This is a genomic window from Desulfoluna spongiiphila (assembly GCF_900101345.1).
Taxonomy (GTDB): domain Bacteria; phylum Desulfobacterota; class Desulfobacteria; order Desulfobacterales; family Desulfolunaceae; genus Desulfoluna; species Desulfoluna spongiiphila.
This window is the reverse complement of the sequence record NZ_FMUX01000001.1, coordinates 110,560-135,097: the sequence shown is the minus strand read 5'-3', so window position 1 is coordinate 135,097 and position 24,538 is coordinate 110,560. Positions and strand designations below refer to the sequence as shown.

18 protein-coding genes are annotated in these 24,538 nt (G+C 54.9%); 15 read left to right on the top strand and 3 right to left on the bottom strand.

Features of this window, described 5'->3' with window-relative positions:
• Positions 1 to 2: 2 nt before the first annotated feature.
• Positions 3 to 197 (bottom strand): hypothetical protein, encoded by a 195-nt coding sequence (locus BLQ12_RS00600; protein ID WP_092207230.1) that lies wholly within the window; start codon positions 195 to 197, stop codon positions 3 to 5.
• A gap of 290 nt (positions 198 to 487) precedes the next feature.
• Here BLQ12_RS00600 and BLQ12_RS00595 point away from each other — a divergent pair, with 290 nt between their 5' ends.
• The 3 genes from BLQ12_RS00595 to BLQ12_RS00580 all read left to right on the top strand — a co-directional run bounded on the left by BLQ12_RS00595 (position 488) and on the right by BLQ12_RS00580 (position 3,346).
• Complete coding sequence (locus tag BLQ12_RS00595; RefSeq protein WP_092207228.1) at positions 488 to 1,702, top strand: OmpP1/FadL family transporter; 1,215 nt, start codon at positions 488 to 490, stop codon at positions 1,700 to 1,702.
• A 670-nt stretch (positions 1,703 to 2,372) separates the two neighbouring features.
• Positions 2,373 to 2,684, top strand: coding sequence for a hypothetical protein (locus BLQ12_RS00585; protein WP_092207224.1), 312 nt, complete (start codon positions 2,373 to 2,375; stop codon positions 2,682 to 2,684).
• 38 nt (positions 2,685 to 2,722) lie between these two features.
• Positions 2,723 to 3,346, top strand: coding sequence for a hypothetical protein (locus BLQ12_RS00580; protein ID WP_139163791.1), 624 nt, complete (start codon positions 2,723 to 2,725; stop codon positions 3,344 to 3,346).
• 38 nt (positions 3,347 to 3,384) lie between these two features.
• Here the strand turns inward: BLQ12_RS00580 and BLQ12_RS00575 are convergent, their stop codons facing one another.
• Positions 3,385 to 4,947: a sigma-54-dependent Fis family transcriptional regulator gene (locus tag BLQ12_RS00575; RefSeq protein ID WP_092207220.1), complete on the bottom strand. Its 1,563-nt coding sequence runs from the start codon at positions 4,945 to 4,947 to the stop codon at positions 3,385 to 3,387.
• A gap of 655 nt (positions 4,948 to 5,602) precedes the next feature.
• Between BLQ12_RS00575 and BLQ12_RS00570 the strand changes: the two genes are divergently transcribed.
• The 10 genes from BLQ12_RS00570 to BLQ12_RS00525 all read left to right on the top strand — a co-directional run bounded on the left by BLQ12_RS00570 (position 5,603) and on the right by BLQ12_RS00525 (position 18,831).
• Positions 5,603 to 6,694: an MlaE family ABC transporter permease gene (locus BLQ12_RS00570; RefSeq protein ID WP_175469401.1), complete on the top strand. Its 1,092-nt coding sequence runs from the start codon at positions 5,603 to 5,605 to the stop codon at positions 6,692 to 6,694.
• A 4-nt stretch (positions 6,695 to 6,698) separates the two neighbouring features.
• Entirely contained in the window at positions 6,699 to 7,478 is a 780-nt protein-coding gene (locus BLQ12_RS00565; protein ID WP_092207216.1) for an ABC transporter ATP-binding protein, read from the top strand.
• 82 nt (positions 7,479 to 7,560) lie between these two features.
• Positions 7,561 to 8,559 (top strand): MlaD family protein, encoded by a 999-nt coding sequence (locus BLQ12_RS00560; RefSeq protein WP_092207214.1) that lies wholly within the window; start codon positions 7,561 to 7,563, stop codon positions 8,557 to 8,559.
• Positions 8,560 to 8,836: 277 nt separating this feature from the next.
• Positions 8,837 to 9,343, top strand: coding sequence for a PqiC family protein (locus BLQ12_RS00555; RefSeq protein WP_175469400.1), 507 nt, complete (start codon positions 8,837 to 8,839; stop codon positions 9,341 to 9,343).
• A 166-nt stretch (positions 9,344 to 9,509) separates the two neighbouring features.
• Positions 9,510 to 10,199: a hypothetical protein gene (locus tag BLQ12_RS00550; RefSeq protein ID WP_139163789.1), complete on the top strand. Its 690-nt coding sequence runs from the start codon at positions 9,510 to 9,512 to the stop codon at positions 10,197 to 10,199.
• 143 nt (positions 10,200 to 10,342) lie between these two features.
• Complete coding sequence (locus BLQ12_RS00545) at positions 10,343 to 11,434, top strand: lipid A deacylase LpxR family protein (protein WP_092207208.1); 1,092 nt, start codon at positions 10,343 to 10,345, stop codon at positions 11,432 to 11,434.
• Positions 11,435 to 11,505: 71 nt separating this feature from the next.
• A complete protein-coding gene (locus BLQ12_RS00540; protein WP_092207206.1) occupies positions 11,506 to 12,189 on the top strand; it encodes a potassium channel family protein in 684 nt (227 codons plus the stop codon).
• A gap of 255 nt (positions 12,190 to 12,444) precedes the next feature.
• Positions 12,445 to 13,401, top strand: a complete 957-nt coding sequence (locus BLQ12_RS00535) for an efflux RND transporter periplasmic adaptor subunit (protein ID WP_254781957.1) — start codon at positions 12,445 to 12,447, stop codon at positions 13,399 to 13,401.
• Between the two features lie 15 nt (positions 13,402 to 13,416).
• A complete protein-coding gene (locus tag BLQ12_RS00530) occupies positions 13,417 to 16,467 on the top strand; it encodes an efflux RND transporter permease subunit (RefSeq protein ID WP_092207202.1) in 3,051 nt (1,016 codons plus the stop codon).
• A gap of 552 nt (positions 16,468 to 17,019) precedes the next feature.
• The gene (locus tag BLQ12_RS00525; protein ID WP_175469398.1) at positions 17,020 to 18,831 is read left to right on the top strand and encodes a TolC family protein; all 1,812 of its coding nucleotides are present in this window, start codon (positions 17,020 to 17,022) and stop codon (positions 18,829 to 18,831) included.
• Positions 18,832 to 18,978: 147 nt separating this feature from the next.
• Here BLQ12_RS00525 and BLQ12_RS00520 read toward each other — a convergent pair whose 3' ends face one another.
• Positions 18,979 to 20,313: an acetyl-CoA hydrolase/transferase family protein gene (locus tag BLQ12_RS00520; RefSeq protein ID WP_092207198.1), complete on the bottom strand. Its 1,335-nt coding sequence runs from the start codon at positions 20,311 to 20,313 to the stop codon at positions 18,979 to 18,981.
• Between the two features lie 180 nt (positions 20,314 to 20,493).
• Here BLQ12_RS00520 and BLQ12_RS00515 point away from each other — a divergent pair, with 180 nt between their 5' ends.
• Positions 20,494 to 22,044, top strand: a complete 1,551-nt coding sequence (locus BLQ12_RS00515; protein WP_092207196.1) for a sigma-54 interaction domain-containing protein — start codon at positions 20,494 to 20,496, stop codon at positions 22,042 to 22,044.
• Positions 22,045 to 22,296: 252 nt separating this feature from the next.
• Positions 22,297 to 24,534 carry a molybdopterin-containing oxidoreductase family protein gene (locus tag BLQ12_RS00510; protein WP_092207194.1) on the top strand — a complete coding sequence of 746 codons (2,238 nt, stop codon included), beginning with the start codon at positions 22,297 to 22,299 and terminating at the stop codon, positions 24,532 to 24,534.
• Positions 24,535 to 24,538: the final 4 nt, after the last annotated feature.

Sequence of the window (24,538 nt, the reverse complement as noted above, 5' to 3'; positions counted from 1 at the left end):
ACTCAGCAATGACTCACCTTGCCTCCGAAAGATCGCTTTTGGGGAATAGTCCCGTAAACCCTTTCCGGTTCCACTTCCTTTAGCCGGGCATCCCCTTGAGGCTGCCCGGCTAAAGGGGATGCTTGCTCGTCGACCTTGTCTTCTTTGCGGGAAAAGGTCGCGACCCCATGCACGTTCATACCCTGGCGCTTCTTCATGCCACCTGTTTCCTTCCCTGACATGGGTGGTCCCATCACCATGGGGCACCCATCCCTTGGTGGGGCCGCTTTCTTATGCGTTGCGCGTGGCTTCCCTCTTTTCCTTGTTTGTTATTTCTGCCATATATCGCACCCCATTTCTTCCAAATGGTGCGGTTTGTATTGTGTGATTTGAAAATCCCAATAATTTCAAACGCGTGCTTTTTGGCACTGTAATTGAATGAGGATAGTGGTAGCGAACATCGATCGCATCCAGAGAATCAATTACTTTAGGTAAGGAGCATTACGAAATGAAGGGATTTGTTTTGCGTGTTGGTGCCGGTTTTTTTGCGGCACTTCTGATCTCGAGCAGCGCCATGGCGAGCATGGTGGACAATCAGTCCAGTCTCACGGCGGATTTTACCCGGATGCCGGCCAGGACCGCCGCATCCGATGCCTCAGACGCGTCAATTTTCAACCCGGCAGGATCCGCATGGCTTGAAGAAGGACTGCACGTGGGTGTTTCGTTCAAGGCATGCTTTAAAGATTGGCAACACAGTCGAAACGGCGAGACATTCGAGGCTGATAACGCCAACTTTCTTCCTCCGTTCCATAGTGTGTACCGCAACGGGCGGCTCGGGCTTTATGCTGCCGTGACAGCCTTTGGGGGAATGGGAAAGGCGGACTATGATGACGGGTTTACTCTGGGCTCCATGCCCGTGGTTCACCCCATTGCTGGGCCCATGATGGTGGACTTGACGTTTCGGGACAAGGCGGAGTTTACGTATGTCGTTCCAGGGCTGACCACGGGTGTCTCCTGGCAGCTTAATGACTCGTTTGCGGTTTCAGGTGGTTTTCGTGTGCTTCACGGCATCATGGAGGTTGAGATTGACGAAGGGGAGCAGTTGGATGCCTCCATGGATGCCACAGGTGGCGCTCCGGTCTTTGGCCTCTCGTGGAGAGCGACAGATAAACTGGATATTTCACTGCGTCATGAGATGCGCACGAAAATGGAATATGAGGTGGACAAGGTGGAGGGGAGTCATCCCCTGGTTTCCCTGGTCAAGGGGGTTGTCAAGGAGGGGAGCAAGATGAGGCGGGATTTTCCTGCCCAGACAGCCATGGGTGTCATGTATCGCATTGCCCCGAAATGGCGGGTGGCCGTGGACGGCGCCATGGCCTGGCAAAAAGATGCCGACAGGGGGGGAGAAGAAAAGGGGATGGGTAACGGGTACTATGTTGCCAGCGGTGTTGAGTGTGATGTGACCCCAAAGTGGACCTTGGGGGCCGGCTACATCTATTGCGACCCCAAAGACGACCGGGATCGCTTCCCTTACCTGACCGTCAACCCCAAGTTGAAGTACCAGGTTGTTTCTGCAGGTGTCAAATATCGTTACAGCGATACCTTGTCCTTGAGTTTTTCCGTGGCACCTTATTTTTATGACAGCTGCACAACTCCTCAGGGCATCAAGATGGAGAAGAAGACCCTGGATGTTGCCTTTGGCGTGGAGTGGTTGTTGAAGTAGGCGGCACGGGACTGCCTTTTGGTGTCACCGCATTAAGGTGGCGTGCGAATCAGTGGCAGCAGGGCTTCAGCCTATTCAATTTACCGCAGGACGTGTCTCACCAGCATGGCCTGCGGTAAACGGGGGTGCGTTTCACCATCGCACTTCCGGCAGCGGCCGGGGCAGGCCCAGGATACATCCACAGTTTCCGGCAGAGAACCACCTTCATCAGCCGTAAACTGTTCCTGGTCTGCCCTTGGTTTGCATCCTTCACACCTTCAGGTCCTTGTGGCTCAGGAGCGTATTTTTTTGCGAAACCCGTCATATATCCTACTCCTTGCCGGATCATCCAAATGTGGCATAAAAATCTGCGGCATTTCCCGGTCATGTGTAGGGTGGGGATAAAACTGTTTGAAAATAATAGATATTCAGATTTGGCACGGTTATGGCTATAGAGGTGACAACAGGTTGAGTTGCTAGGGCAGTGACAGGTGGCCGGGGGGCTCCTCGGCCGCGGACCTTCAACGCGAACAGGTTGGCTCAATCCTTGGGTTGGGTACGAAGCCGCTGCCCGTTTCCCTGGTTTATCTATGTCTCCATCGGTTGAATACGCGGCCCTCTTATGGGCATCAGCTTATTAAATCAGGCGCTTTTATTCAGGGGAAAGGCTTGGTGAAGAGGCTCTTTCCGCATGGGTGAAGATGAGATGCATGCTTACATTGATATCGACGGCCAGCGACGCCCTGTCCTGGATTGCACATCCTGGGGGGTGAGGTATCGGTGCGCTGAGTGCAATGCCGGGGACTGGCATTATGCCACCATTTTTATCGGGTCCTTTGTCACGGTCGCTGTTGTGATAGAGGTCATTGATGTTGATTGGGGGATTTGCTCCTGTCGATATAAAGCCATCGGCGCCGATGACAAGGCAATCATTGATGCCGTTGAATCGTCCATCGGGGCCATAGGACACGGTGCCGGAAGGAAATCATATAAATTAGGATGAATAAGTGGTTGCGATGTGGGGCAGGAGGTGCGGCTGTCATGCGTCGCCAAGTTTGTGATTGGTATGTTGAGATGAAAGGTTCCGAGACGTTTATGAAGAGAAGGGTTTGTATGAAACGGGTCGTTTGGATTGTTATTGTCGTTGCCTGGGTAGCGGCATTTACTCCTTGTGCCTTTGCGGGCAGGAGCATGTCAGCCTATATCGGCGGCATGGTGTTGTTGGACCCCTCCAATGGGGAAGAGGGGGAGGGGGTTTTGATGACGGTGGATATTCCATTGATGCCCGGTGTCGATGTGGAGTGGGCAGGCGGTATGACCAGCAGCTTTGATCTGGAAAACGATCTGACCCACAAAGGGGCAAAGGTGTCGTTTATGACCCTTGGCGGGCGATTCTATTCGCCGAGGGCTTATGGCCCCGGTTTTTGCACTCTGGGCATAGGAGCGATACGCCTCGAAGCCGATGACTCCTTCCTTGCTGACGGCACCCGTGTCGGTGGCGTTGTTCGACTGGGGATCGGGGCGGATAAAGTTCTGCAGAAAAACCGGGCCCTGAGATTCGGGGTGGGGCTTTCTCAGGGCTTTGGGGCCACCTCTGAGGTGACGCTTATTGAAGTGTCCCTGGCGTTTACCCCCAGTGCGGCCGAAATAAGGAACGTCCTGTAAGGATCAGCAGGTAATGTGTTTGCGAAGGTCTTGCATGGCTATGTCTGATGCAAGGCCTTTTTTTTGTGTGTGACACCCAGTTTTTCCATGCGGGCCCTTAAGGTGCTGGGGTTGATCCCCAGGCGAAGGGCCGCACCGCCCTTGCCCTGGACTTTGCCGTTGCATGCCACAAGGGCCTTATGGATGGTGCGGGCCATGGCCTGGTTCAGGGTTTCCGGTGTCTCCTCGTCATCGGTTTGACCAGAGGGGGCTGGCTGCTGCGGGGTAAGGCTCTCAAAATTCAATGGGCCGCTGGGGGTCAGGATCAGCTCGCGTTCCACCACATTTTGAAGTTCCCGGACATTGCCGGGCCAGGAGTAGGAGAGAAGCCGGTCAAGGGCACCCTCTGTCATTACCTGGGGGGTTTTACGCCTCAATGCGCTCAACTTTTCAATCACAAAGTGGTGGGCAAGGTCAGGGATATCTTCAGGGCGGTTGCGAAGGGGGGGCAGATCGATGGGGAAGACGTTGAGCCGGAACCAGAGGTCCTGGCGAAAGGTCCTTCCTTTGACCATTGCGGCAAGGTCCCTGTGGGTTGCGGAGATGACGCGTACATCCACCGGTATGGGGTGGGTTCCTCCCACACGTTCCAGTTCCTGATTTTGTATGACCCTGAGGAGCCTCACCTGGGCGTGTAAGGGGAGTTCTCCCACTTCATCCAAGAACAGGGTGCCCCCTGAGGCACGTTCAAAACGCCCTCTGTGGCTCTTTGATGCCCCGGTAAATGCGCCCTTTTCATGGCCAAAAAGTTCGGAGTCCACCAGATTCTCAGGGATGGCTCCGCAATTGACCTTGATAAAGGGACCCTGTTTTCGGTTTGAGCTGGCGTGAATGGCGTTGGCGATCACCTCTTTTCCCGAGCCTGTCTCTCCTAAGATCATCACGGGGCTGTCTGTGACGGCCACCTTGGCGACCATCTTCATCACCTCTTTCAGCCCGCCCTCTGAACCGATCACATGTGTTCCGGCCTCTTTTCTGAGCGCTTTTTGGAAGTAACGGCAGTCGTCCTCCAGGTCACTCTTGTACTGGATGAGGGTGAGGTGCTGACTCCAGTTGGCCATGGCGATGGCAAAGGGGGCGTGGAGCAGGTTTGTCAGGTGTGTATGATCCCGTGTGAAGGCGTGCGCTTTATAGGTGGTGATGATGATAAGCCCCAGGTCTTGATCATTCATGGACAAGGGGATGAAAAGGGATGATTTGTTCTTGTGGTCTGACTGGTGCAGTCGTTCGACCAGGGCAAAAATCGGGTCGGCTGTCTCAAAGTCGTTAATGTAAAAGGAATCGCTGCCGCTTGAAAATAAAGCGTCTCGGTATCGTTGCCATTCGCTCTTGGAATACCGGGCCATGGGAGCACTTGAGAGTTCGGGTTTGCATGTCGCGTTTGCCAGAACCATCCCCGTGCTGGTGAGGTTGTCGTAGTAGCCCACCTCCACCTCATCGCAGGGTATCCAGTCCTGGATGAACGTATAAAAAGCATCGATTGCCTCTTGGACATGGAGGCTCCCGCAGATGTGAAGGGTGGCCTCCTTGAAAAATTTGTATTCATCCAGATCTCCGTGCATGGGACCTCCTTGGCTTTTAGGTGTTGCGCCGTATGATGGCCGTTAAATACAGCATATTTTTAGTGTTGGAAATATTAAAACTTCATATTTGAAAGATTTGTGCCCGATTTTTTTCTTGGTATGGCGGATATGTCTCACTGTTTTGGTAAATATGGCGAAAAATGTCCTGGTCGTTATATTTGGCGGATTATTCCTCCATATTTGGTGTTTTTTGGAACGGTGTTTTTAGCAAATAGTTGAAAATATACACATTGCTTAATTTGGCACGGTTCTGGCAATAGGGTTGCTGCCGGTGTGCCTGGAGGAGGGTGCCCGGCGGTTGATTCTGAGTAGAGCAAAGCCCGCTGGCTGTAGATGCAATGTTATCTCTCTCCCAATCAAGGAGAGCGTGTGCGTTTGTCTCCTGCAATCAGGAGGTGTCTGTGGCCCGGGTGATCAAAATATAGAAATAACAAGGCATAGAATGATTCCGCCTGCTCGGACGGGAGCATGGGTTGAACGTGGGATAACCTGGTGGGTGCACACCGACTTGGGCCCTCTCGTAAGATCGTTATACGCATGCGGCTGAATTGTTTCAGACAGAAGGGAAGGCAAAGCACCAATGGTTTTGGAAGAACGGGAAGGGTTGCAAAAGACAGGTGAGGTTGCCTTTAGCATGTCTGAGGGGCACGGAGTCGTTTCCCTTGTCGGTTTTCTGCGAGAGGCGGCTATAGGGGCTCGGGTACGCGATTACCCCAAAGGAATGGGGTATGCCCGCACAGTCTGTTTTGACGCATCGGAATTGAAAAGCTGGGACTCTCGCCTCACCGTCTTTGTCATTGGGTTGACCGAGGTACTGAGGGACCGTGGTGTGGACGTGGAAACGCAGGGGCTTCCCAGCGGGATGCTTCGTTTGATGGCCTTGGCGGGGCAGGGTGACGTCGCAAAGGGCGCAAGTTCTTCATCTGATCGTCCTTTCATACTGGCCCGTGTGGGCCGGGCTGTCGTCTCCGGCTGGTGGGCCATGGTCGATTTTTTTGCGTTTGTCGGTGAGACCGCCACAGGGCTCGGGAAAGCCATTACCGGGAAAGGGCACATGAGGCGGGTTGATTTTATGGGGTGCCTTCAGGACTGTGGCGCCTCTGCCTTGCCCATTGTCGCGCTGATCAGCATCGTCATCGGGGTGATCTTCGCCTTTGTGGGGGCTGTTCAACTCAAGATGTTCGGCGCCCAAATTTATGTGGCGGATATCGTTGGGCTTGGCATGGCGCGTGAGATGGGGGCCATGATGACGGGAATCATCATGGCCGGACGAACCGGAGCAGCCTTTGCTGCCCAAATCGGCACCATGCAGGTCAATGAAGAGGTGGATGCCCTGACCACCATGGGTATGGACCCGGCAGAATTTCTCGTGGTGCCTCGGCTGATGGCCCTTGTGATCACGATGCCTCTTCTCTGTCTTTACTCGGATGTACTCGGCATCGGAGGAGGCATGGCCATTGGGGTCGGGATGCTGGACATCTCGTGGGAACAGTACTGGCATCAGACCCAGGCTGCCCTGAATATAACGCAGTTCCTCCACGGCATAGTGAAAAGCGGGCTTTACGGAATCATCATCGCCCTTGCTGGGTGCTATTGCGGCATGCGTTGCGGGCGAAGCGCGTCAGCCGTTGGAGAGGCAGCCACCAGAGCCGTGGTGTCTGCCATTGTGGGTATTATCATCACCGACGGGTTGATCGCGGTGGTGACAAGCATTCTTGGGGTGTAGATCCATGAAGACAACCGATCAGGACGTCGCACTTTCCGTGGATCATCTCACCATGGCCTATGGTGAGCGGGTGATTCAACGCAACCTCTCTTTTGATGTGGGACGTGGCGATATTTTTATCATTATGGGGGGCAGCGGATGCGGAAAAAGTACCCTGTTACGCCACCTGGTGGGCTTAAAGGAGCCGGCCAACGGGCACGTCTGCTACGGAGAGGCATCGCTGTATGACGTCTCTTCCTCTGAGCAGAGGGCCTTGATGAAGCGCATCGGCATTCTCTATCAGGGCGGGGCCCTGTTCAGCGCCATGACGTTGTTTGAGAATGTGGCGCTGCCTATTTTTCAATACACCGATTACACCAAGGCCGAGGTTCGAGAGCTGGTGCAGTTCAAGCTCTCGTTGGTTGGCCTTGGCGGGTTTGAACACCATTTTCCGGCCGAAATCAGCGGGGGCATGAAGAAACGCGCGGGCCTTGCCCGTGCCATGGCCCTTGATCCCGAGATTCTTTTTTTCGATGAACCCTCCGCAGGGTTGGATCCTCTGAGTGCCCGGCGCCTGGATGATTTGATTCTGGAGCTTAAGGATTCCCTTGGGGCCACCGTGGTGGTCGTAACCCACGAACTGGCCAGTATTTTCGCCATCGGCACCAACTCCGTGTTCCTCGATGCAGGGCAAAAGACCATGATCGCCTCCGGCAATCCCCGTGAACTCCTAAGGCACTCAACAGACCCGCGGGTGATTCGCTTTTTGACGCGGGGAGAAAACAGCTTTTCGGAGGCGTCATAGGGCGGATATTGAGGCCGGTTATTGGCAGATCATCAAACGACAGTCAGGCGTTTTACCGCAGGGTGAATGCGATGGGGAGACAATGGGAAAGAATATAAAATACAGCTTTATCGGAGCTTTTGTGGTTGGGGGGTTCCTCCTTGCGGCAGGGTTGGTGGTCATCTTTGGGGCCGGTGAATACTTCAAGAAAAAAGATCGTTTTGTCCTCTATTTTGAAGACTCGGTTAAGGGGTTGGATGTGGGGGCGCCGGTCTGTTTTTTCGGGGTAAAGGTCGGGCTCGTGACGAAGGTGGAAATAGTCTTTGACAGCCGGAATTTTACGTTTTGCACCCCTGTGTATGTGGAGGTGGATACGGAACGGGTGAGGCTCATGGAATATGGCGCCGAGGTTGAGCAGGAGCTTGCATCCATGACGGAGAAGGAGTTCAGGAACGAGCTTGTAGCCCGGGGACTTCGGGCGCAACTCAAGGTCGACAGCCTGCTGACGGGAAAACTGTACGTGGATGTCGGGATGTACCCGGACAGAGCGTTTCATGTGGCTGGAAAATCAAAGACTTTATATGAGCTGCCTACCGTTCTTTCCGATATCTCAGAGCTCTCGCGAACCATGGACAGTGTGTCCTTTCAGTCGATTCTGGAGGGTGTGGCTTCCACTGTGGAATCCGTTGACAGTCTCACCAGCTCATTGGCGGAGAGCCACCTTATACAGGATGTGAGTGAGGCGGTTGTTGAGTTCAAGGGGCTGGTGGCCCAGACGCGGAAAACAGTGGACCCCCTTGCCGAGTCCATCCAGGAAACCGCCAGGGACACTCGCAGGCTGGTGGTGAATTCCGATGCAGGCATGCAGAAGACATTCGGGATCCTTGAAGAGGTTGGGACCTCTTCAAGGGACATGATGGGGAAAGCGGGAAAGACCCTTGACAGTATAGAATTAAGCCTCGGCAAGGATTCAGCCATGATCTACCGGATCAACCGCATGCTCAGCGAGGTCTCCGAGACTGCACGCTCCATGCGTATCTTGGTGGATTACCTGGAGCGCCATCCCGATGCCCTGGTGTTCGGCAAGGCGCAGGGGGAGTGATGTGCTATTGCCGCAGTGTGATGACTTGGAGATGAAACCGGTTCATCCGGCTAAGCCACTGGCCAGCTTTATGACCGATCAGTCAGGCTCGTGTGGCACAACTCAATATGATCTGTTTATGACGCATTCGGTTCCGGCATGGTCGCCGGAGTCATTGCGTACCAGAAGGATATGACGATTGAAAAAGACGTACAGGAAGACGCCGTGTTTCAGTGTTGTGTGTTTCATGCTGCTGCTTGCGGGGTGTGCCACCCCTCCGACTGAGGTGACATACCATTTGCTTCATACCAGGGAGGCCTTTTCGGAGAAAGCCGTGTCGTGGCCCCCTTCCCTGTATGTTGTGGTGGGGCCCGTGAGTGTTCCGGATTACCTGAAGCGGCCCCAGATGGTGGTGAGGAACACCGATCATACGCTTTCGTTTTTGGAGAATGTCCGATGGGCTGAGCCGGTGGATCGGGGCATCGCCCGTGCGGTGTCTGAAAACGTGTCCCACCTGTCAGGGAACCAGCAGGTTGCGCTGTTCCCCTTTGACGTTCCCAAAGGGGCCACACCGATTCAGGTTTCCCTGGACATCGTTCGCTTTGATGCAGGCAATACAACCGGGGCCGTACTGGATGCCCGGTGGGTTGTAACGAATAGGGTCACCCAGGCCGTGGCAATCGGGCACACCAAGCTCAGGGGCGTTGCGGAAGACAAGGGGGCGCTGCATCGTGTCGCGGCCCTCGATGTACTGGTTGCATCCCTTAGCGGGGAGGTGGCTCGGGCCATTGAGTCGGTGAAATAAGCGGCCGGATGTCCCCGACATCATTGTTGGCACAAGGTGCCTCAACCGATTTCAAGAGGAACTGAACACGCCTTTTGGATGCATAAATCTCCTGAAAACCCGGAAGGGGGGAGTGCACTTGAGCTCTCCCCTTTCGGGTTCGGTGATGAGAATACGAACCAGACTTATGAACCAGGCAGAATGTCCAAAGCGGATCGCGAGCACCGCGCTTCGCTATACCCTTTACGCCCTGATGATGGGCGTCATGATGTATGCCGTCACCATGAAGGCTGTGAGTCATCCGTTATGTCATCTTTTTGATGAGCATTCACTCGTAGAGACACTTCAGGTGAGTCTCCTTTTTCTTACCGTTTTAAGCGGGTTTTGTGTCGGGTGCCTTGAACCGCGAAAGCAAGCCCTGTCAATCCTTGTGATGGGGGCAGGAGCCATTGCATTCATCCGCGAATTTGATGCAGGGCTTGATGTTATTCTGTTTGACGGAGCATGGCAATTGCTTGCTGCAGCCATTGCTGTCGCTACCCTTGTTGGTGTACGCCGCTTTGCACGTGATCTAACGTACTCGCTTTATGCGTTTTTACGGACACCCGGTTTCGGCATCATGTTCGGTGGGTTCATGGTTGTCTTCGTGTTTTCTCGTCTGATGGGGCAACAGGTGTTCTGGAAAGCTGTGATGGCAGAGGGGTACATGCGGGTCGTTAAAGATGCTGTGGAAGAGGGGTTGGAGCTGTCTGGATACGCCTTGATCCTTGTCGGGACATTGGAGTGCCTTTGGGAGACCTATTGGGGCGTCCATCATGTCCGCAAAAAAACAGACTCGGGAGAAGACGCATCGGCGCAGGTTCCCATGGGATCGTGAAGGACGTCGTTTGTGAAACGACTGGAAACATAGGCTGTATCGTAGGGGGTGCCTGCTCGGTTTCCCTGTTTTAATCACGTGGTGCGCTGAAAAGGCCACTGGTAAGGGCGCTGGGAAAGCTGCCCCGAAGGCAAAAAGAAGTGATGTTGAAATGTTGTGTAGTTCTTGTCGGCTTTCTGCTGGCAATGGTTGTGTATGCTCCCCCCTCTGAAGGGGCTTTTCACCTTCGCAGTCCATACAATACAGGGATTTTCCGTTTTGAAATCGACAACGACGCGGTGTGGAAAAAAGACAGTAATTTTTCCAACGGCTGGAGTCTTCAATACCATACGCCCTGCTATGACGGGTGGGATGTCGCAGATGTACCGGGTCTTGTGGCCTGGGTGGGGACCCATGTCCCGTCCATGGATGCCGGCGATGCCATCGTCCGCTATTCCTATGGTGTTGGGCAGAATATGTTGACGCCTGGGGATCTGTCCATGGAGACCGTACGGAACGGGGATCTTCCTTACGCGGGCACGGTGACCGTCAGTGCCAACTGGCAGAGCTTCAACCGAGATGTTGCCCGCAACCTGCAAGTCTCTGTGGGACTCCTCGGGAGGCAATCGTTTGCCAAGGAGTTTCAGACCTTTGTCCATAACGATTTGGGAATGGGGAAGAACCCGAAAGGATGGGGCGGGCAGAGAAAAACCGAACCCCTCATTAACCTGGGGTATCAGTATGTGCGGAGGCTGGCTTATGTCGGGCGGTACACCAATGGCTGGGCAGGACAGCTTGCCATCGAGGCCAATGCCACCCTGGGCAATCTGTACACCAGCGTTGGCAGTGGGCTCAGTGCCCGTTTCGGCTGGAACATTCAAGAAGGCTTCGGCCCTGCACCGGCACCTCCCGGCGTGGGTTTTTACCAGGCGGCCTTTCTTCCCAAACCGGCTTTTGCCTCACCCCACAGCATTGAGATGGTTCTCGGGGCATCGGGTACCGGGCTGATTTACTCGACGTTATATGATGGAAGCCGCCTCACAGATGACGATCGTGAGGTCAGCAGAGAAGATGTCATGGGGGCCTGGCTCATGGGGGTCAACTACCATTACTTTGAGCTGTTTTCCATTCGGGCTCATTTTCAGGTCTCGACCAAGTTACTCAAAGAGGACCTGATTCCGAACGCCCTTCCCGGTAAAAAGAAAACCCATGGAGACGTCTCCTTCGGGGCCTTGATGGTGGATGTCTATTTTTAAAGCGGAAACAGGCGTTTGGCTTTTAATGGTTTTTGCCGGTATGCCGTTCCGTTCGGATAAACGACTGATAAATGGATTCAGAGACGGTGCATTCACATTGGAGACAACGGGTTTTTCAAAGGACAAATCTGCAGATTGGGCAATTGTTGCTGGTGCTGACAGTCATTGTGCTGGTCGCACCTTCTTTGCCGGATGACAGCAGTGTTGCAGGCATGGCCTTGGTGTGCCTGATGCTTGCCAGCCTGGCGACGGCACTGGGGCCCCTGGTGAATGGAAAGCCCCGCCTCAAGCTGTTTTTGCAGATTATTGCCGGGATGACGATTGTCACCGTATTCGTTGCAGATAAGGCGAGGTGGAGCGATGAATCGTCCTGCATGGTGCTGGGGTGTGTCATGCTCTATCACTTCGGAATGATGGCGGTGCTGCTTTACCATCTGTTCAGGCATGTGACGCAAACGGAAAAGCTCTTGACGGCCATCAATTTTTATCTCCTGACAGGCATCACATTTAGCTATGTCTATGTCATGGCAAATTACTTGATACCCGGGGCCTTTGATCTGCCGGGGCATAACCTGACGAATTGGTCTGATTACCTCTATTTTAGTTTTGTCACATTAACGAGCGTGGGGTACGGGGACATTTCTCCCCAGCACCATGTAACTCAGAGCCTGGCCGTATTTGAGGCCATCATCGGTGTTCTGAGTCCAACGATTATGATTGCCCGTTTTGTGGGCGGGGACCATAGACACGAGTAAACCCAACGGTGTGCGCTGGCTAGTTTTAGCGTGGTATCGGGTGCCTTATAAACAGCAATGGATGTGTGAAAGAAAAACGGAGAAGAAATGAACGATACAAACGATACAGGGTGTTGCAAAGAACTGTCCCCTAAGGGGCAGCGCGTAAGGTTTGGGAGGCTATTGCTTGTTGTGCTGTTGTCCTTTCTTGCGGTCTCGTGCGGGTCTCAGGATGAGGCAGGGCAACAACCAGACGTTGTCCGGCCCGTGAAACTGATGACGGTCTCCTCCATGGCCAACGTGGACAGCCAGGAGTTTCCGGGCAGGGTTCAGGCAAGCAGGCGTGCGGACCTGGCATTTCAGGTTTCGGGCCCACTGACCGCGTTTCCTGTTGAAGCAGGGGATGTGGTGAAAAAAGGGGCGGTCATCGCACAGATTCTTTCCCGGGACTTTGAGATTGCCCTGCAAGCCGCCAGGGCAACCGAACTTGAGGCCAGGCAACAGTACACCCGAATCAAGGGGCTCTACATAAAAAAACAGGTCTCCAAATCTGATTTTGATTCTGCAAAACGGGCCTACGATTTGGCGGTGACCGATGTGGCACGTGCGAAGAATGCACTTCAGGATACTTTTTTGAGGGCTCCGTTTTCCGGGGTGATTGCCCGGAGGTATGTGGAGAATTATCAGGAAGTGCATGCAAAGGCCCCGATTGTGAGCCTTCAGGACTTGTCCGAGTTGGAAATTGCCGTGGATATCCCGGAAGCCGTGGTGGCCACCTTACGGGACCAGCCCATGGGAACCGAGGTTGCGCGCGTGGCATTTTCGGCATTGCCCGGTGTCATCCTTGATGCTCGCCTGAAAGAGTTTTCCACCGAAGCGGACCCAAGAACCCAATCGTATCGTCTGGCCCTTTCGTTTACGGCCCCGGAAGGCGTGATGGTTTTGCCGGGCATGACGGCAAAGGTGATCGGCAACGCCAACCTGTACGTCAATACTCAAGGTTTTGTGATGCTGGTTCCCGTGAATGCGGTGTTTGTGGATGAATTGAATGAGTCGTGTGTCTGGGTTGTCACTTCAGAGATGACCGTGGACAAGCGAAAGGTGACCCTGGGCATGATCTCGGAGACCAGCATACGCATTGTAGACGGGCTTGAACCCGGTGAGCAGCTTGTCGTTGCAGGGGTAAACTACCTGCATCAGGGAATGAAAGTCAGGCAACTGCCGTCAACATAGGAGCCCAGGAATTCGATGAATATCGCTGAACTATCCATTCAAAAAAAGACCGTTACCCTGGTTTTGAGCTTGTGTATCCTCATCGGCGGGCTTTGGTCCTATGTCGGGTTGGGCCGCCTGGAAGATCCGGAGTTTACCATCAAAGAAGCGGTTGTCTTTACCCCATACCCGGGAGCCACCTCCATGGAGGTGACCGAAGAGGTCACCGATCGCATTGAAACCGCCATCCAGCAGATGCCGGAACTCGACTATGTAAAGTCCACCTCCCTGGCCGGGGTCTCCATTGTGACTGTTAAAATAAAGGATCATTACGGAAAAGCCGACCTTCCGCAGATCTGGGACCTGCTGCGACGCAAGATGGGAGACATCCGCATGGAACTTCCCCCCGGAGCCCAGGCCCCCATCGTCAACGACAACTTTGGGGATGTCTATGGCATTTTACTTGCTGTGACCGGGGAAGGGTACAGCTTTGATGAGCTCAAAGAGTACATGAAGTTTCTTCGAAAGGAGCTTCTCCTGGTGGAGGGGGTGTCCAAGATCGAGCTGTGGGGGCTTCGGGAGGAGGCCGTGTTTGTGGAGATCTCCCGTGCCCGGATGGCGACCCTGGGCATTGGCCTGGACGCCATCTATTCTGCACTGGAGGCCCAGAACCTGGTTGTGGCTTCGGGCTCGGCAAAGGTGGGACCGGAGTACATCCGCATCAACCCCACGGGCAGTTTTGACTCGGTGAAAGACATCGCAAACCTCCAGGTGAGAGACCCGGCTTCGGGCAAAGGGATCTTTCTAAAGGATGTGGCAACGGTATCCCGCGGGTACACCTCCCCTCCTGAAAGGGTTCACCATTTCAATGGCATCCCGGGTGTCTCAATCGGTATATCCGTGGTTCCGGGGGGCAATGTGGTTACCTTGGGCGCACTCGTGAAGGAACGCCTTAACGAGCTGGAAGCCCGGCGGCCCATTGGCATGGATATCGGCGTGGTTAACTTTCAGGCCGATGACGTCTCAAAGGCGGTGAACGGCTTTGTGGTGAATTTTGTGGAAGCCGTTGTCATCGTGGTCCTGGTGCTTCTTGTCTTTATGGGGCTTCGAAGCGGGCTTTTGATCGGGGCGATCCTCGCCCTGACGGTGCTGGCCACATTGGTGGCCATGAAGGTGCTGGGTATCGACCTTCAACGAATCTCCCTCGGGGCCCTTATCATTGCCCTGGGGATGCTGGTGGACAACGCCATCGTCGTCACCGAGGGCATGCTGATACGGATTGAAAAGGGCATGGACCGGCTCCAGGCAGCCAAAGAGGTGGTGGGCCAAAATGCCATGCCTCTTTTCGGGGCCACGGTCATCGCTGTACTTGCCTTTGCCGCCATCGGCCTCTCCCAGGACGACACGGGGGAGTACTGCCGCTCCCTTTTTCAGGTCATGCTTATCTCGTTGATGATCAGCTGGGTCATCGGCGTGACCATCACCCCGCTTTTTTGTGCGCTGTTCCTTAAAGGTGGGGATCAGACAGAAGGCGAGCCCTTAAAGGACCCGTATGAAGGTCGTTTGTTCAGGGGATACAAGCACCTGTTGACGATGTGCCTCAAACGACGCTGGCTCACCATGGCCGTCATGGGGGGGCTCCTCGGACTCTCCATTGCCGGGTTCGGAACCTTGAAAGACAGCTTTTTTCCGGAGTCCGTTCGTCCGCAATTTAAAATCAACTACTGGCTGCCCGCAGGAACCGATATTCGGAAAACCACCGAGGACATATCTCGTATCGAACAGCGTCTGAAGGCAGATCCCCGCGTGACCGACACGGCTTCGTATATCGGGGACGGGGCCACACGGTTTATGCTCACCTTTGAGCCAGAGAACACCATGGACAAGGGCTACGGCCTGATTCTTGTCTCGGTGAAGGATTTTAATGCCATCGACGAGATGATCGCCGATTACACAACCTACCTCCATGAAACGTTTCCCGACGCTCAGCCCATTTTGGAAAAATTTAAGCTGGGCACGGCAACCGAGGCCGTGGCGGTTCGCTTCAGTGGACCGGATCCTTCCGTATTACGCCAGCTTTCCCATCAGGCGAAGATGATTTTTGAAGGAAACCCCCATGCCTATGCCGTAAGGGATGACTGGCGGCAGAAGGTAAAGGTGATCCGACCACAGTTTGATGAGACCCGGGCCCGGCTCGCAGGGGTCACCCGCGCTGACCTTGCCAGGGCCCTTGAGATGAATGTCACCGGCTCTCGTATCGGCGTTTACCGTGAGAAAGATGAGCTGCTTCCCATTGTGGTCCGGCAACCGAAAGAGGAGCGCCTCAACGTAGAAAATATCAGGAATCTTCAGGTCTGGAGCCCGGCCACAGGGCAATCGGTTCCTGTCAGGCAGATCGTTTCGGGGTTTACGACAGAGTGGGAGGACGCCAAGGTGTTTCGCCGTGACCGCCGCCTGACCATCACAGCCAAGTGTGAGAACAAGCCGGGGATCTTGCCCAGCACCATTTTCAAGGATATTCAGCCCAAAATTGAAGCCATGGAGCTTCCCAACGGGTACACCATGGAATGGGGCGGAGAGTACGAAGGGTCCGTGAAGGCCAGGGCAAACCTGGCCACCTCCATGCCTTTCACCTTTGCGGCCATGGTCCTTGTGGTGATCATGCTGTTCAACTGTTTGAGGCAACCGCTGATTATCTGGCTCACCGTGCCCCTTGCCATCATCGGGGTGACCATCGGGTTGATGATTTTTGACCTCCCCTTTGACTTCATGGCGCTGCTGGGTTTCCTGAGTCTTGTGGGGATGCTCATCAAGGGGGCCATTGTGCTCATTGATCAGATCAACCTTGAGATCGCGGAGGGGAAGGCTCCCTATGAAGCCGTTGTTGACTCATCGGTGAGCCGGATGAGGCCGGTATGCATGGCCGCTGTGACAACGGTGTTGGGGATGATCCCTCTGATTCCGGACATTTTTTTCAAGGCCATGGCTGTGACGGTGATGTCCGGGTTGAGTTTTGCCACGATTTTGACCCTCATCGTGGTACCTGTCCTTTACGTGATTTTTTACACCATCCCGGCGGAGGGATGATCCATGAAATATCCAGATTCCGGGAGTTTGAATATGGCTCGTCAATGGTTCTTGGTCTTTGTAAGTGTTGTGACGTTTGCTGCTTTGGCTGGTGCCGATACGTTGCGGCCGGCTGTTCGGGTCGGCCTTGTCACCGACGGGGCGTGGGAAAGGCACCCGGAGGCAATCGAACTCTTCAAAAAAGAGCTCCTTTCCCTGAGTGACGGTGAGTTTCACCTCTCTTTTCCTGAAGAGCGGAACCTCAATGGCCGGTGGACGCAGGACGGCATCAGGAATGCCCTCGACACGCTTCTCCATGCACCGGATGTGAGCCTGGTTATTGCCTTGGGGAGCATGTCGTCGCAGGACCTTTTTAAACGGGGGCTGATTCAAAAACCTGTTGTTTCCGTGTTCGGGGATTCCAGGAGGGGAGAACCGCTTGGGTCGGGTGGGGCTGGAAAACTCCACGGCCTTGGTTCTGGGGCAAATATAGCCCGTGAACTTGATGTTTATAGGACACTGGTTCCTTTTGATCACCTGACCATTGTGTCCGATGGCGGCGGAGGGGAGGTGGTGCCGTTACAGGTTCGGGAGTATGCGCAAAAGCATGGGATCAGGATCCATGTTGCAGGGTATGAACCCACGGCTGCCAAGCTCATCGATAAGATACCTTCGGTTACCGATGCGGTGTTGGTCACCTCCTTGGTGCGTATGGCTCCCGGTGAGTTCAAACTGTTTTGCAACGGTCTTATTGAGAAGAGGATCCCCGGTTTTTCCCTTTGGGGTGTAGGCGATGTGGAAGAGGGGCTCCTGGCAACACTGACGCCGCAGTTTCGCATGGATTTTCTTGCCAGAAACGTTGCCATAAGCAGTCTGGCCATGCTTCGGGGTGAATCCTCTGAGGCCCTTTCCTCCTACCTGGACGAAGAAGAGAACCTTACGATAAACGGGGCCACAGCGCGTGCCCTCGGCATCTCTTTCAACTGGGGCACGCTTGGAACGGCGGTGGTCCTCAATTCTGAACCCAACGACGGGGGGCGATCGCTGAACCTTAAAATGGCCATGGACGAAGTCGTTCGGGAAAACCTTGATCTCAAGGTGATGGACAAAGCCGTGGCTGTGGGCAAAGAGGATGTAAATGCTTCGCGGGCGGCCCTTTTGCCCCAGGTCACCCTGGGGAGCAATGCCACCGTTATCGATAGCGACAGGGCCAGGGTTTCCATGGGACAAAGTCCTGAGCGGGCCTGGACTGGATCAGCGACGGTTCAGCAGGTGCTCTACTCCGACATAGCATGGGCGAGCTATGCCGCCAAGGGGTATGCGCAGGACGCATTGGTCCATTCCCGCGAGTCCATGATTCTTGATGCCATGAACCTGGCTGCTGCTGCTTATCTTGATGTTCTCAGGGCAGAGGCTGTGTTGCGCATACAAAATGACAACCTGAAATTGACCAGAGCGAATCTGGAGCGGTCCAAGGTACGCGTCTCCGTCGGGGCGGCGGGCCCTGAAGAGGTGTACCGATGGGAGAGTGAAATTGCGAATCGCCAGCGTGAAACCCTGGTTGCCGAGTCCTCCGTCCTGGATGCACGAAGCGAGATGAACCGACTGATGGGCAGGCCATTGAGGGCTCGGTTTAAAGCCGGCGATATTCAAGAAGAGGGGGCGCTTCCTACGGTCGGGGACCCCCGGATTTATGATTACCTTGATACCCTTGGAAAATTTGGCATGTTAAGGGATTTTTTGATGGAAGAGAGCCTCTCCTTTTCTCCCGAGTTGAAGGCGATCAACGCGCAGAAGCTTGCCCGTCAACGCCTTCTGGTCTCGTCCGGAAGGGAGTATTGGCTGCCAACCGTTTCACTTCAAGGCCGCGTGGCTGAGATGCTTGAGAAAGGGGGGGAAGGCTCTTCCGGCGGGCTCGGCTACCCCGATGACACCAACTGGTCTGTGGGTGTTTCAGCGAGTCTGCAGCTTTTCAGCGGTGGCGGAAAAGCCGCTGAACTCAGGCAAAGCCGTCAAGAGCTCGCCAAAGTCGACATCGAGCGCAGGGACATCATGAAAAAAGTGCGTCAGCGGACCTTGATAGCCACAAACAGGATCCGTGCGTCGTACCCCGGTATACATCTCTCCAAAGGTGCCGCAGAGTCGGCCCGTCGCAACCTCCAGCTTGTGACCACTGCCTATGAACGTGGTGTGCGTTCCATCATCGATCTTCTTGATGCGCAGAACCTTGCCCTGGTTGCTGAGCAAAACGCAGTGAACGCGGTGTACGATTTTCTGGCGGATCTCATGGAGGTTCAACGGGCAGTGGGGTATTTTTTCCTCTATGGCGGAGAAGGAGAGCGTAATGAGTGGTTTGCCCAATTGGACGCGTATTGTAAGGGATAAACGAAGTCCAACATCACATGACCCACATACCTTGGCGATAGCCATGTCACCCCTTGTATGGGACAGCGTATAAAGGTTTGATGTCTTTTTAACGTCGATCATAGCGAGGATGTTTCTCACTATGATCGGCGTTCTATTGTGCATAGATCAGGCTGCTGATTTTTGGGATCGCAAATCTCCAAGGGTGACCAGACCCGACTCCATTGCTTCCCGTGCCAAGTCACCCCGAAACATCGGGTGAGCAATGGAAATCATTGCCCTCACCCGTTCGGGAATGCTTTTTTTGTCGAGGTCGGCGATGCCATACTCCGTGACAATGTACTGAACATCACTACGGGGAGTTGTGACCACAGAGCCCGGATTCAGGGTGCACTGAATCCGGGAAATCGGGTTCTCTTCTGAGCCCGCTGTGGATTTTAAGGCCAAAAAGGACATGCCACCCTTAGACATTCGGGCCCCCCGGACGAAATCGAGTTGACCGCCGGTACCGCTGAACTGGTTGAAGCCTATGGATTCGCTGACCGCCTGCCCTGTCAGGTCGATGGTAAGGGAATTGTTTACGGATATGAAATTGCTGTGTTTTGCCACCACCCTGGGGTCGTTTACATAGGATACCGGGTAGAATTGAATGTTTCCGTTTTTGTGAAGAAAATCGTAATCAGCCTGGCTTCCTATGGTAAATCCGCCTATGGCCTGGCCGGGGTGGAGCTCTTTTTTTGCCCCGGTGGCCACCCCTTCTTTCATCAGACGGATCAATGAAGGGGTGAGCATTTCTGAATGGATCCCTATGTCTTTTTTTTGTAGCAATCTCTCGCCGATGGCATTGGCTAATCTGCCGATACCCAGTTGAATCGTGGCTCCGTCGGGGATGCGTTCGGAAATAATGTCAGCGATTTTTTCTTCCATTGCATCTGGCTGCGCATCAGGAGCCTCAAACAGGGGGCGATTGCATTCACAGACCATGTCCACTTCATCCATATGCACATGGGCATGGGTTCCATAAATAAATGGTACGCGCGGGTTGATTTGTGCGATCACCAGCTTTGCCGCCTGGATCATCGCGCGTCCCGCCAGTGTTCCCATGGGGCCAAGGCTCATGTTTCCATTGACATCCGGAGGCGATACTTCGAGGAGTACAGCATCATACTTTTTGCTCCCAATTGCTTCATGGAGCCTGCTGAAATGGATGCTTATCGCATCGATGGGAACCGTGTCCCGAATCATTCGTTCCAAAGGCCCCAGAAAAAAACTCTTGTACATGATTCGCCCCTTCTGCTCCGGTGACATAAAGTCGGGAAGCCTCATGAGCAGTCCCGATTGAAGTTGGGTGCCAGCGAGGTCTTCTCGGGCGGAAAGGGCATTGACCAACTCCAGGGGGAAGCTTGAAGCCGGTGGGGCTGCAATGTTGCTGTTGGGGGGGATGCCAGCCACGGCTGTTGTGAGATCAACGAATTTGTCTGGGTATTTTTGTCTCCAGGTCATGTTTGCCTCCGTAAATTGATGTTGCCAGGTGGTAGTTGAGGCAGTAATGAATCAATAAATATGCCAATGGAGAATGTCATTTTATTTCAGGTTGTTTTCTTTTTCGTGATGGGCGGCATGTGATATGTCACAGTTATATGTAGGAAATATCCTATTTGAATATGATATATCGAGGGTGCCATGGACAATCGCCATTTTATCGAAGTGACCCGACGGATTTGCGGAAGCCTTGACCTTGACGAGGCCCTTTACGATGTTTTTTGCTATTTGAAGCCACGGTTCCCCCTGGATGCCTTGTTGATTTCCATTTACGAGACAGCACCCCGTCAGGCCAGGGTCTTTGCAATGGCAGAAGAGGGCGGTGGGTTTATCGTGGATGAACCCATTGTTCTGTCCGAGGCTGCGTGGAGCGAGATCAACCGCTGGCTCGAGGCCTCCTGCACGCAGACCATCCCCTGGCTGCGGAACCAGGACCACCCTATCAATCAGGAAATTTTACATATTGTTCGTACAGGGACTCCTTCGATTCAGGCCCGTAGGATCGATGAATTTTGCAGTCTCACCTGTGCCTTGAAGGTGAAGCAGGCCATCATCGGTAACTTGACGTTTGCTGCAGAAGGGGCACATCATTACGACCGCACCCATGTTGATTTCATTCGGCAGCTCAATGATCCCTTTGCCATCGCCCTGTCCAATGCACGGCGGTACATGGACCTGGTGCATGACCACCAGGCCCTTCAACGTGATGCCCGGAAGATGGTCGGGGACACCATGATTGGAGCAGACAGCGGCCTTCTTTCCGTTCGTCGGCTGATTGAACAGGTGGCTCCCACCAACAGCCCCGTCCTCCTTTTGGGGGAAACCGGTACGGGAAAAGAGGTGGTGGCCAATGAGATCCATAAATTTTCCAACCGATCATCAGGTCCCATGATCCGGGTAAATTGCAGTGCCATCCCCGAAAATCTCATCGACTCAGAGCTGTTTGGGCATGAAAAAGGGGCCTTCACCGGTGCCATTGGGACAACACATGGGCGTTTTGAACGTGCCCGCCAGGGCACACTCTTTTTGGATGAGGTGGGTGAGTTGCCCCTGGCGGCCCAGGCCAAGCTCTTGAGGGTTCTCCAGAGCGGAGAGTTTGAACGGGTGGGGGGCGGGTGTCCATTGCAGGCCGATGTGCGGATTATCGCAGCCACCCATCGTGATTTGCCCACAATGGTTCAGGACGGCTTGTTTCGGGCTGATTTGTGGTATCGGCTCAATGTGTTTCCCATCGTCATTCCTCCTTTGCGGTCACGCAAAGAAGACATTCCGACCATGGTGAATTATTTTATTCACCAGAAGTCTACAGAGATGAACCTATTACGTTGCCCGGCCCCCACTCCAGGAGCCGTGGACGCCCTGCTGGCCTATCACTGGCCGGGAAATGTACGGGAGCTTCAGAATCTTGTGGAAAGGGCTTTGATTATTTCCAAGGGCGATCAGCTTGAATTTTTCGATTTCAATCCCCAGGGGATGGCGTTGGAGCCCAATCAATGCAAGGACGAATCCCGCGTGGCGACCTTGGATGAGATCACGGCCGTCCATATCCGCTGGACCCTTGAAAAGACCCATGGCCGAATTGGTGGCAAAGGCGGTGCCGCTGAGCTGCTGGGTCTGAATGCCAGTACCCTTAGAAGTCGAATGAAAAAAATGGGTATTCCCTATGGGCGGAGGGAACTACGGATCAACTAACATTAGAGGCAGCGTTGGGGGGGAAGCGCATCATAGATGAAGCTGGTCCGTAGCCCATTCGTCATGGCGGCTTAAAAAATAGCACTGAGGGTGGCGGCAGGATTGCTTAATGTATGTTCAAGAATGTCTGATATGACCTGGTTTTTGTCGTAAACGCCTCTTTGCTATGGGTCCGTGGCTGGGATACTGTGTTTAAACGCTGATTTGGGGTGGCGCAACAAAGCTGATGACACAGACAATAAGGAGGCCGTTATGGGGACGTGGCACAAGACAGGGTGCGTGCTTTGCGCGCAGAACTGCGGGCTGGAGGTGCTGGTGGAGGGCAATCGCATGGTCAAGGTTCGTCCGGACAAGGAGAACCCCCGCAGCCTGGGGTATGCCTGCCGCAAAGGGATGAACGTTCTCTACCACCAGTACCCGGCGGATCGCCTGAACCAGCCCTTGAAAAAGGTGGGCGGCGAGTTTGTTCCCGTCTCCTGGGACCAGGCCTTAACCGAAATCGCGGAGAAGCTGACCACCACCGTGGAGGCCCACGGGCCGAGGTCCTTTGCCTACCTGGGGGCCAGTGCCCAGGGAGGCCACATGGAGGCGGGTTTCGGGGTGAGCCTGATGAAGTGCCTGGGCTCCCAGAACCTTTACACCTCAGCGGGCCAGGAGTTCAGCGGCACCTGGTGGGTTCAGGGGAGGATGTTCGGCAAGCAGTATATCCTCACCGGCCCGGACGACCATGAAACCGAGATGCTGGTGGCCTGGGGCTGGAACGGCATGGAGAGCCATCAGATGCCCCGGGCGCCCCTGGTTCTCAAGGGGATCAGCAAGGACCCGGAGCGCCTTCTGGTCTCCGTAGACCCCCGAAAGTCCGAGACCGCCCGCATCGCTGATATCCACCTGGCCCTGAGGCCGGGTACCGACTCCCTGCTGGTGAAGGCCATGATCGCCATCATTGTGGAACAGGGGTGGGAAAACGAGGCCTATCTCTCGGACCATACCGACGGGTGGCAGACCGTCAAGCCCTGGTTTCAGGCCTTTGACACCCGGGCCGCCCTGGCCGTCTGCGAGCTTTCCTACGACACCGTTTTTGACCTTTGCCGTCTCATGACCACCAGGCGCTGGGCCTTTCACCCGGACCTGGGGATTTTCATGGGACGGCACAGTACCCTTAACTCCTACCTTCTCAATATCCTGGGCTGTGTCTGCGGGATCTTCGGCCAGCGGGGCGGCAACATTATTCCCGGTATGGTGATGCCCCTGGGCTACCACGCCGACGAGCGAAACCCCAAGGTGTGGCAGACCGTTGTCTCCGGGCTTCCCCCTGCGGCCGCCGGCTCGTTTCCTGCCTGTGCCCTGCCCGAAGAGATCCTCACCGACCACCCGGACCGCATCCGCGCCGCCATCGTGAGTGTCTGCAACCCCTTGCGCTCCTGGCCCGACACAAAGGCCCTGGAGACGGCTTTCGACCACCTGGACCTTCTCGTGGTCCACGACATGGTGATGAGCGAGACCGCGCAAAAAGCCCACTACGTGCTTCCCTGCCGGAGTTTTTACGAAGCGTACGACGGCACCTTTTTTCCCTGGAGTTTTCCCAACGTCTACTTTCAGATGCGCCGCCCCGTGGTCAAGCCGGAAGGCGACCAGCTGGAGTCCTCCCAGATTTTCACCCGCCTGGCCGACAAGATGGGCCTCATCCCCGAGATCCCGGAAGAGGTAAGGCAGGCGGCCCACAAGGACCGCATGACCTTCGGGGCCGCCCTCATGGCGTGGGTGGGGGCCCATCCCGAGTATTTTCCCAAGATGCTCTTTATTCTGGGCAAGACCCTGGGGGAGGCATGGGACAGCGCGGCCCTGGCCGGTTTCTGGGGCATGATGATGACGGCCCCCAAGGCGTTTCGCAAAAACGCCGCGCGCCTGGGGTTTGAAACCGGCATGGACATGGGGGACCGGATTTTCCAAACGGTTCTCGATACCCCCGAAGGGCTCTGGGTGGGCACCATGGATACGGAGAACAACCTGGCCGAGGTCAAGACCGACTCCGGTAAGATCGAGCTGGTGATCCCCGAACTGGAAGCCGAGTCCAGGGCCCTTGACGCCGACACCGAAGCCCGGGACCTGATCCTTACCGACGCCTTTCCCCTGGTCCTCAACGCCGGGCGTCACCGGGCCACCAACATGAACACCCAGATGAGAAACCCCGAATGGGTTGGGGGCAAGCGCGGGTGCACCATTGCCGTAAGCCCTTCTCTGGCTGACACGCTCGGCCTGTCCGACGGTGATGCCGTTCGGGTCACCACCGAGGCGGGCACCGCCGTGGGCGAGCTGGAGGTCAAAGACGATGTGCGGGAAGGGATGGTTCTCATCCCCCACGGGTTCGGCCTGAATTACAACGGGCAAACCACGGGGTTCAACGTCAACGACCTGACCGGAAGCACCCACAGGGACCCCATCGGGACACCGCTTCACCGGTTCGTTCCATGCCGCCTTGAAACACCTTAAAAAG

What these genes read in the sequence shown, in the direction of transcription:
- BLQ12_RS00600 (WP_092207230.1), bottom strand. Translation starts at nt 197, where the DNA reads ATGAAGAAGCGCCAGGGTATGAACGTGCATGGGGTCGCGACCTTTTCC.
- BLQ12_RS00540 (WP_092207206.1), top strand. Translation starts at nt 11,506, where the DNA reads ATGGATTCAGAGACGGTGCATTCACATTGGAGACAACGGGTTTTTCAA.
- BLQ12_RS00515 (WP_092207196.1), top strand. Translation starts at nt 20,494, where the DNA reads ATGGACAATCGCCATTTTATCGAAGTGACCCGACGGATTTGCGGAAGC.
- BLQ12_RS00530 (WP_092207202.1), top strand. Translation starts at nt 13,417, where the DNA reads ATGAATATCGCTGAACTATCCATTCAAAAAAAGACCGTTACCCTGGTT.
- BLQ12_RS00595 (WP_092207228.1), top strand. Translation starts at nt 488, where the DNA reads ATGAAGGGATTTGTTTTGCGTGTTGGTGCCGGTTTTTTTGCGGCACTT.
- BLQ12_RS00520 (WP_092207198.1), bottom strand. Translation starts at nt 20,313, where the DNA reads ATGACCTGGAGACAAAAATACCCAGACAAATTCGTTGATCTCACAACA.
- BLQ12_RS00580 (WP_139163791.1), top strand. Translation starts at nt 2,723, where the DNA reads ATGCGTCGCCAAGTTTGTGATTGGTATGTTGAGATGAAAGGTTCCGAG.
- BLQ12_RS00535 (WP_254781957.1), top strand. Translation starts at nt 12,445, where the DNA reads ATGACGGTCTCCTCCATGGCCAACGTGGACAGCCAGGAGTTTCCGGGC.
- BLQ12_RS00510 (WP_092207194.1), top strand. Translation starts at nt 22,297, where the DNA reads ATGGGGACGTGGCACAAGACAGGGTGCGTGCTTTGCGCGCAGAACTGC.
- BLQ12_RS00560 (WP_092207214.1), top strand. Translation starts at nt 7,561, where the DNA reads ATGGGAAAGAATATAAAATACAGCTTTATCGGAGCTTTTGTGGTTGGG.
- BLQ12_RS00570 (WP_175469401.1), top strand. Translation starts at nt 5,603, where the DNA reads ATGTCTGAGGGGCACGGAGTCGTTTCCCTTGTCGGTTTTCTGCGAGAG.
- BLQ12_RS00545 (WP_092207208.1), top strand. Translation starts at nt 10,343, where the DNA reads ATGTTGAAATGTTGTGTAGTTCTTGTCGGCTTTCTGCTGGCAATGGTT.
- BLQ12_RS00575 (WP_092207220.1), bottom strand. Translation starts at nt 4,947, where the DNA reads ATGCACGGAGATCTGGATGAATACAAATTTTTCAAGGAGGCCACCCTT.
- BLQ12_RS00585 (WP_092207224.1), top strand. Translation starts at nt 2,373, where the DNA reads ATGGGTGAAGATGAGATGCATGCTTACATTGATATCGACGGCCAGCGA.
- BLQ12_RS00550 (WP_139163789.1), top strand. Translation starts at nt 9,510, where the DNA reads ATGAACCAGGCAGAATGTCCAAAGCGGATCGCGAGCACCGCGCTTCGC.
- BLQ12_RS00565 (WP_092207216.1), top strand. Translation starts at nt 6,699, where the DNA reads ATGAAGACAACCGATCAGGACGTCGCACTTTCCGTGGATCATCTCACC.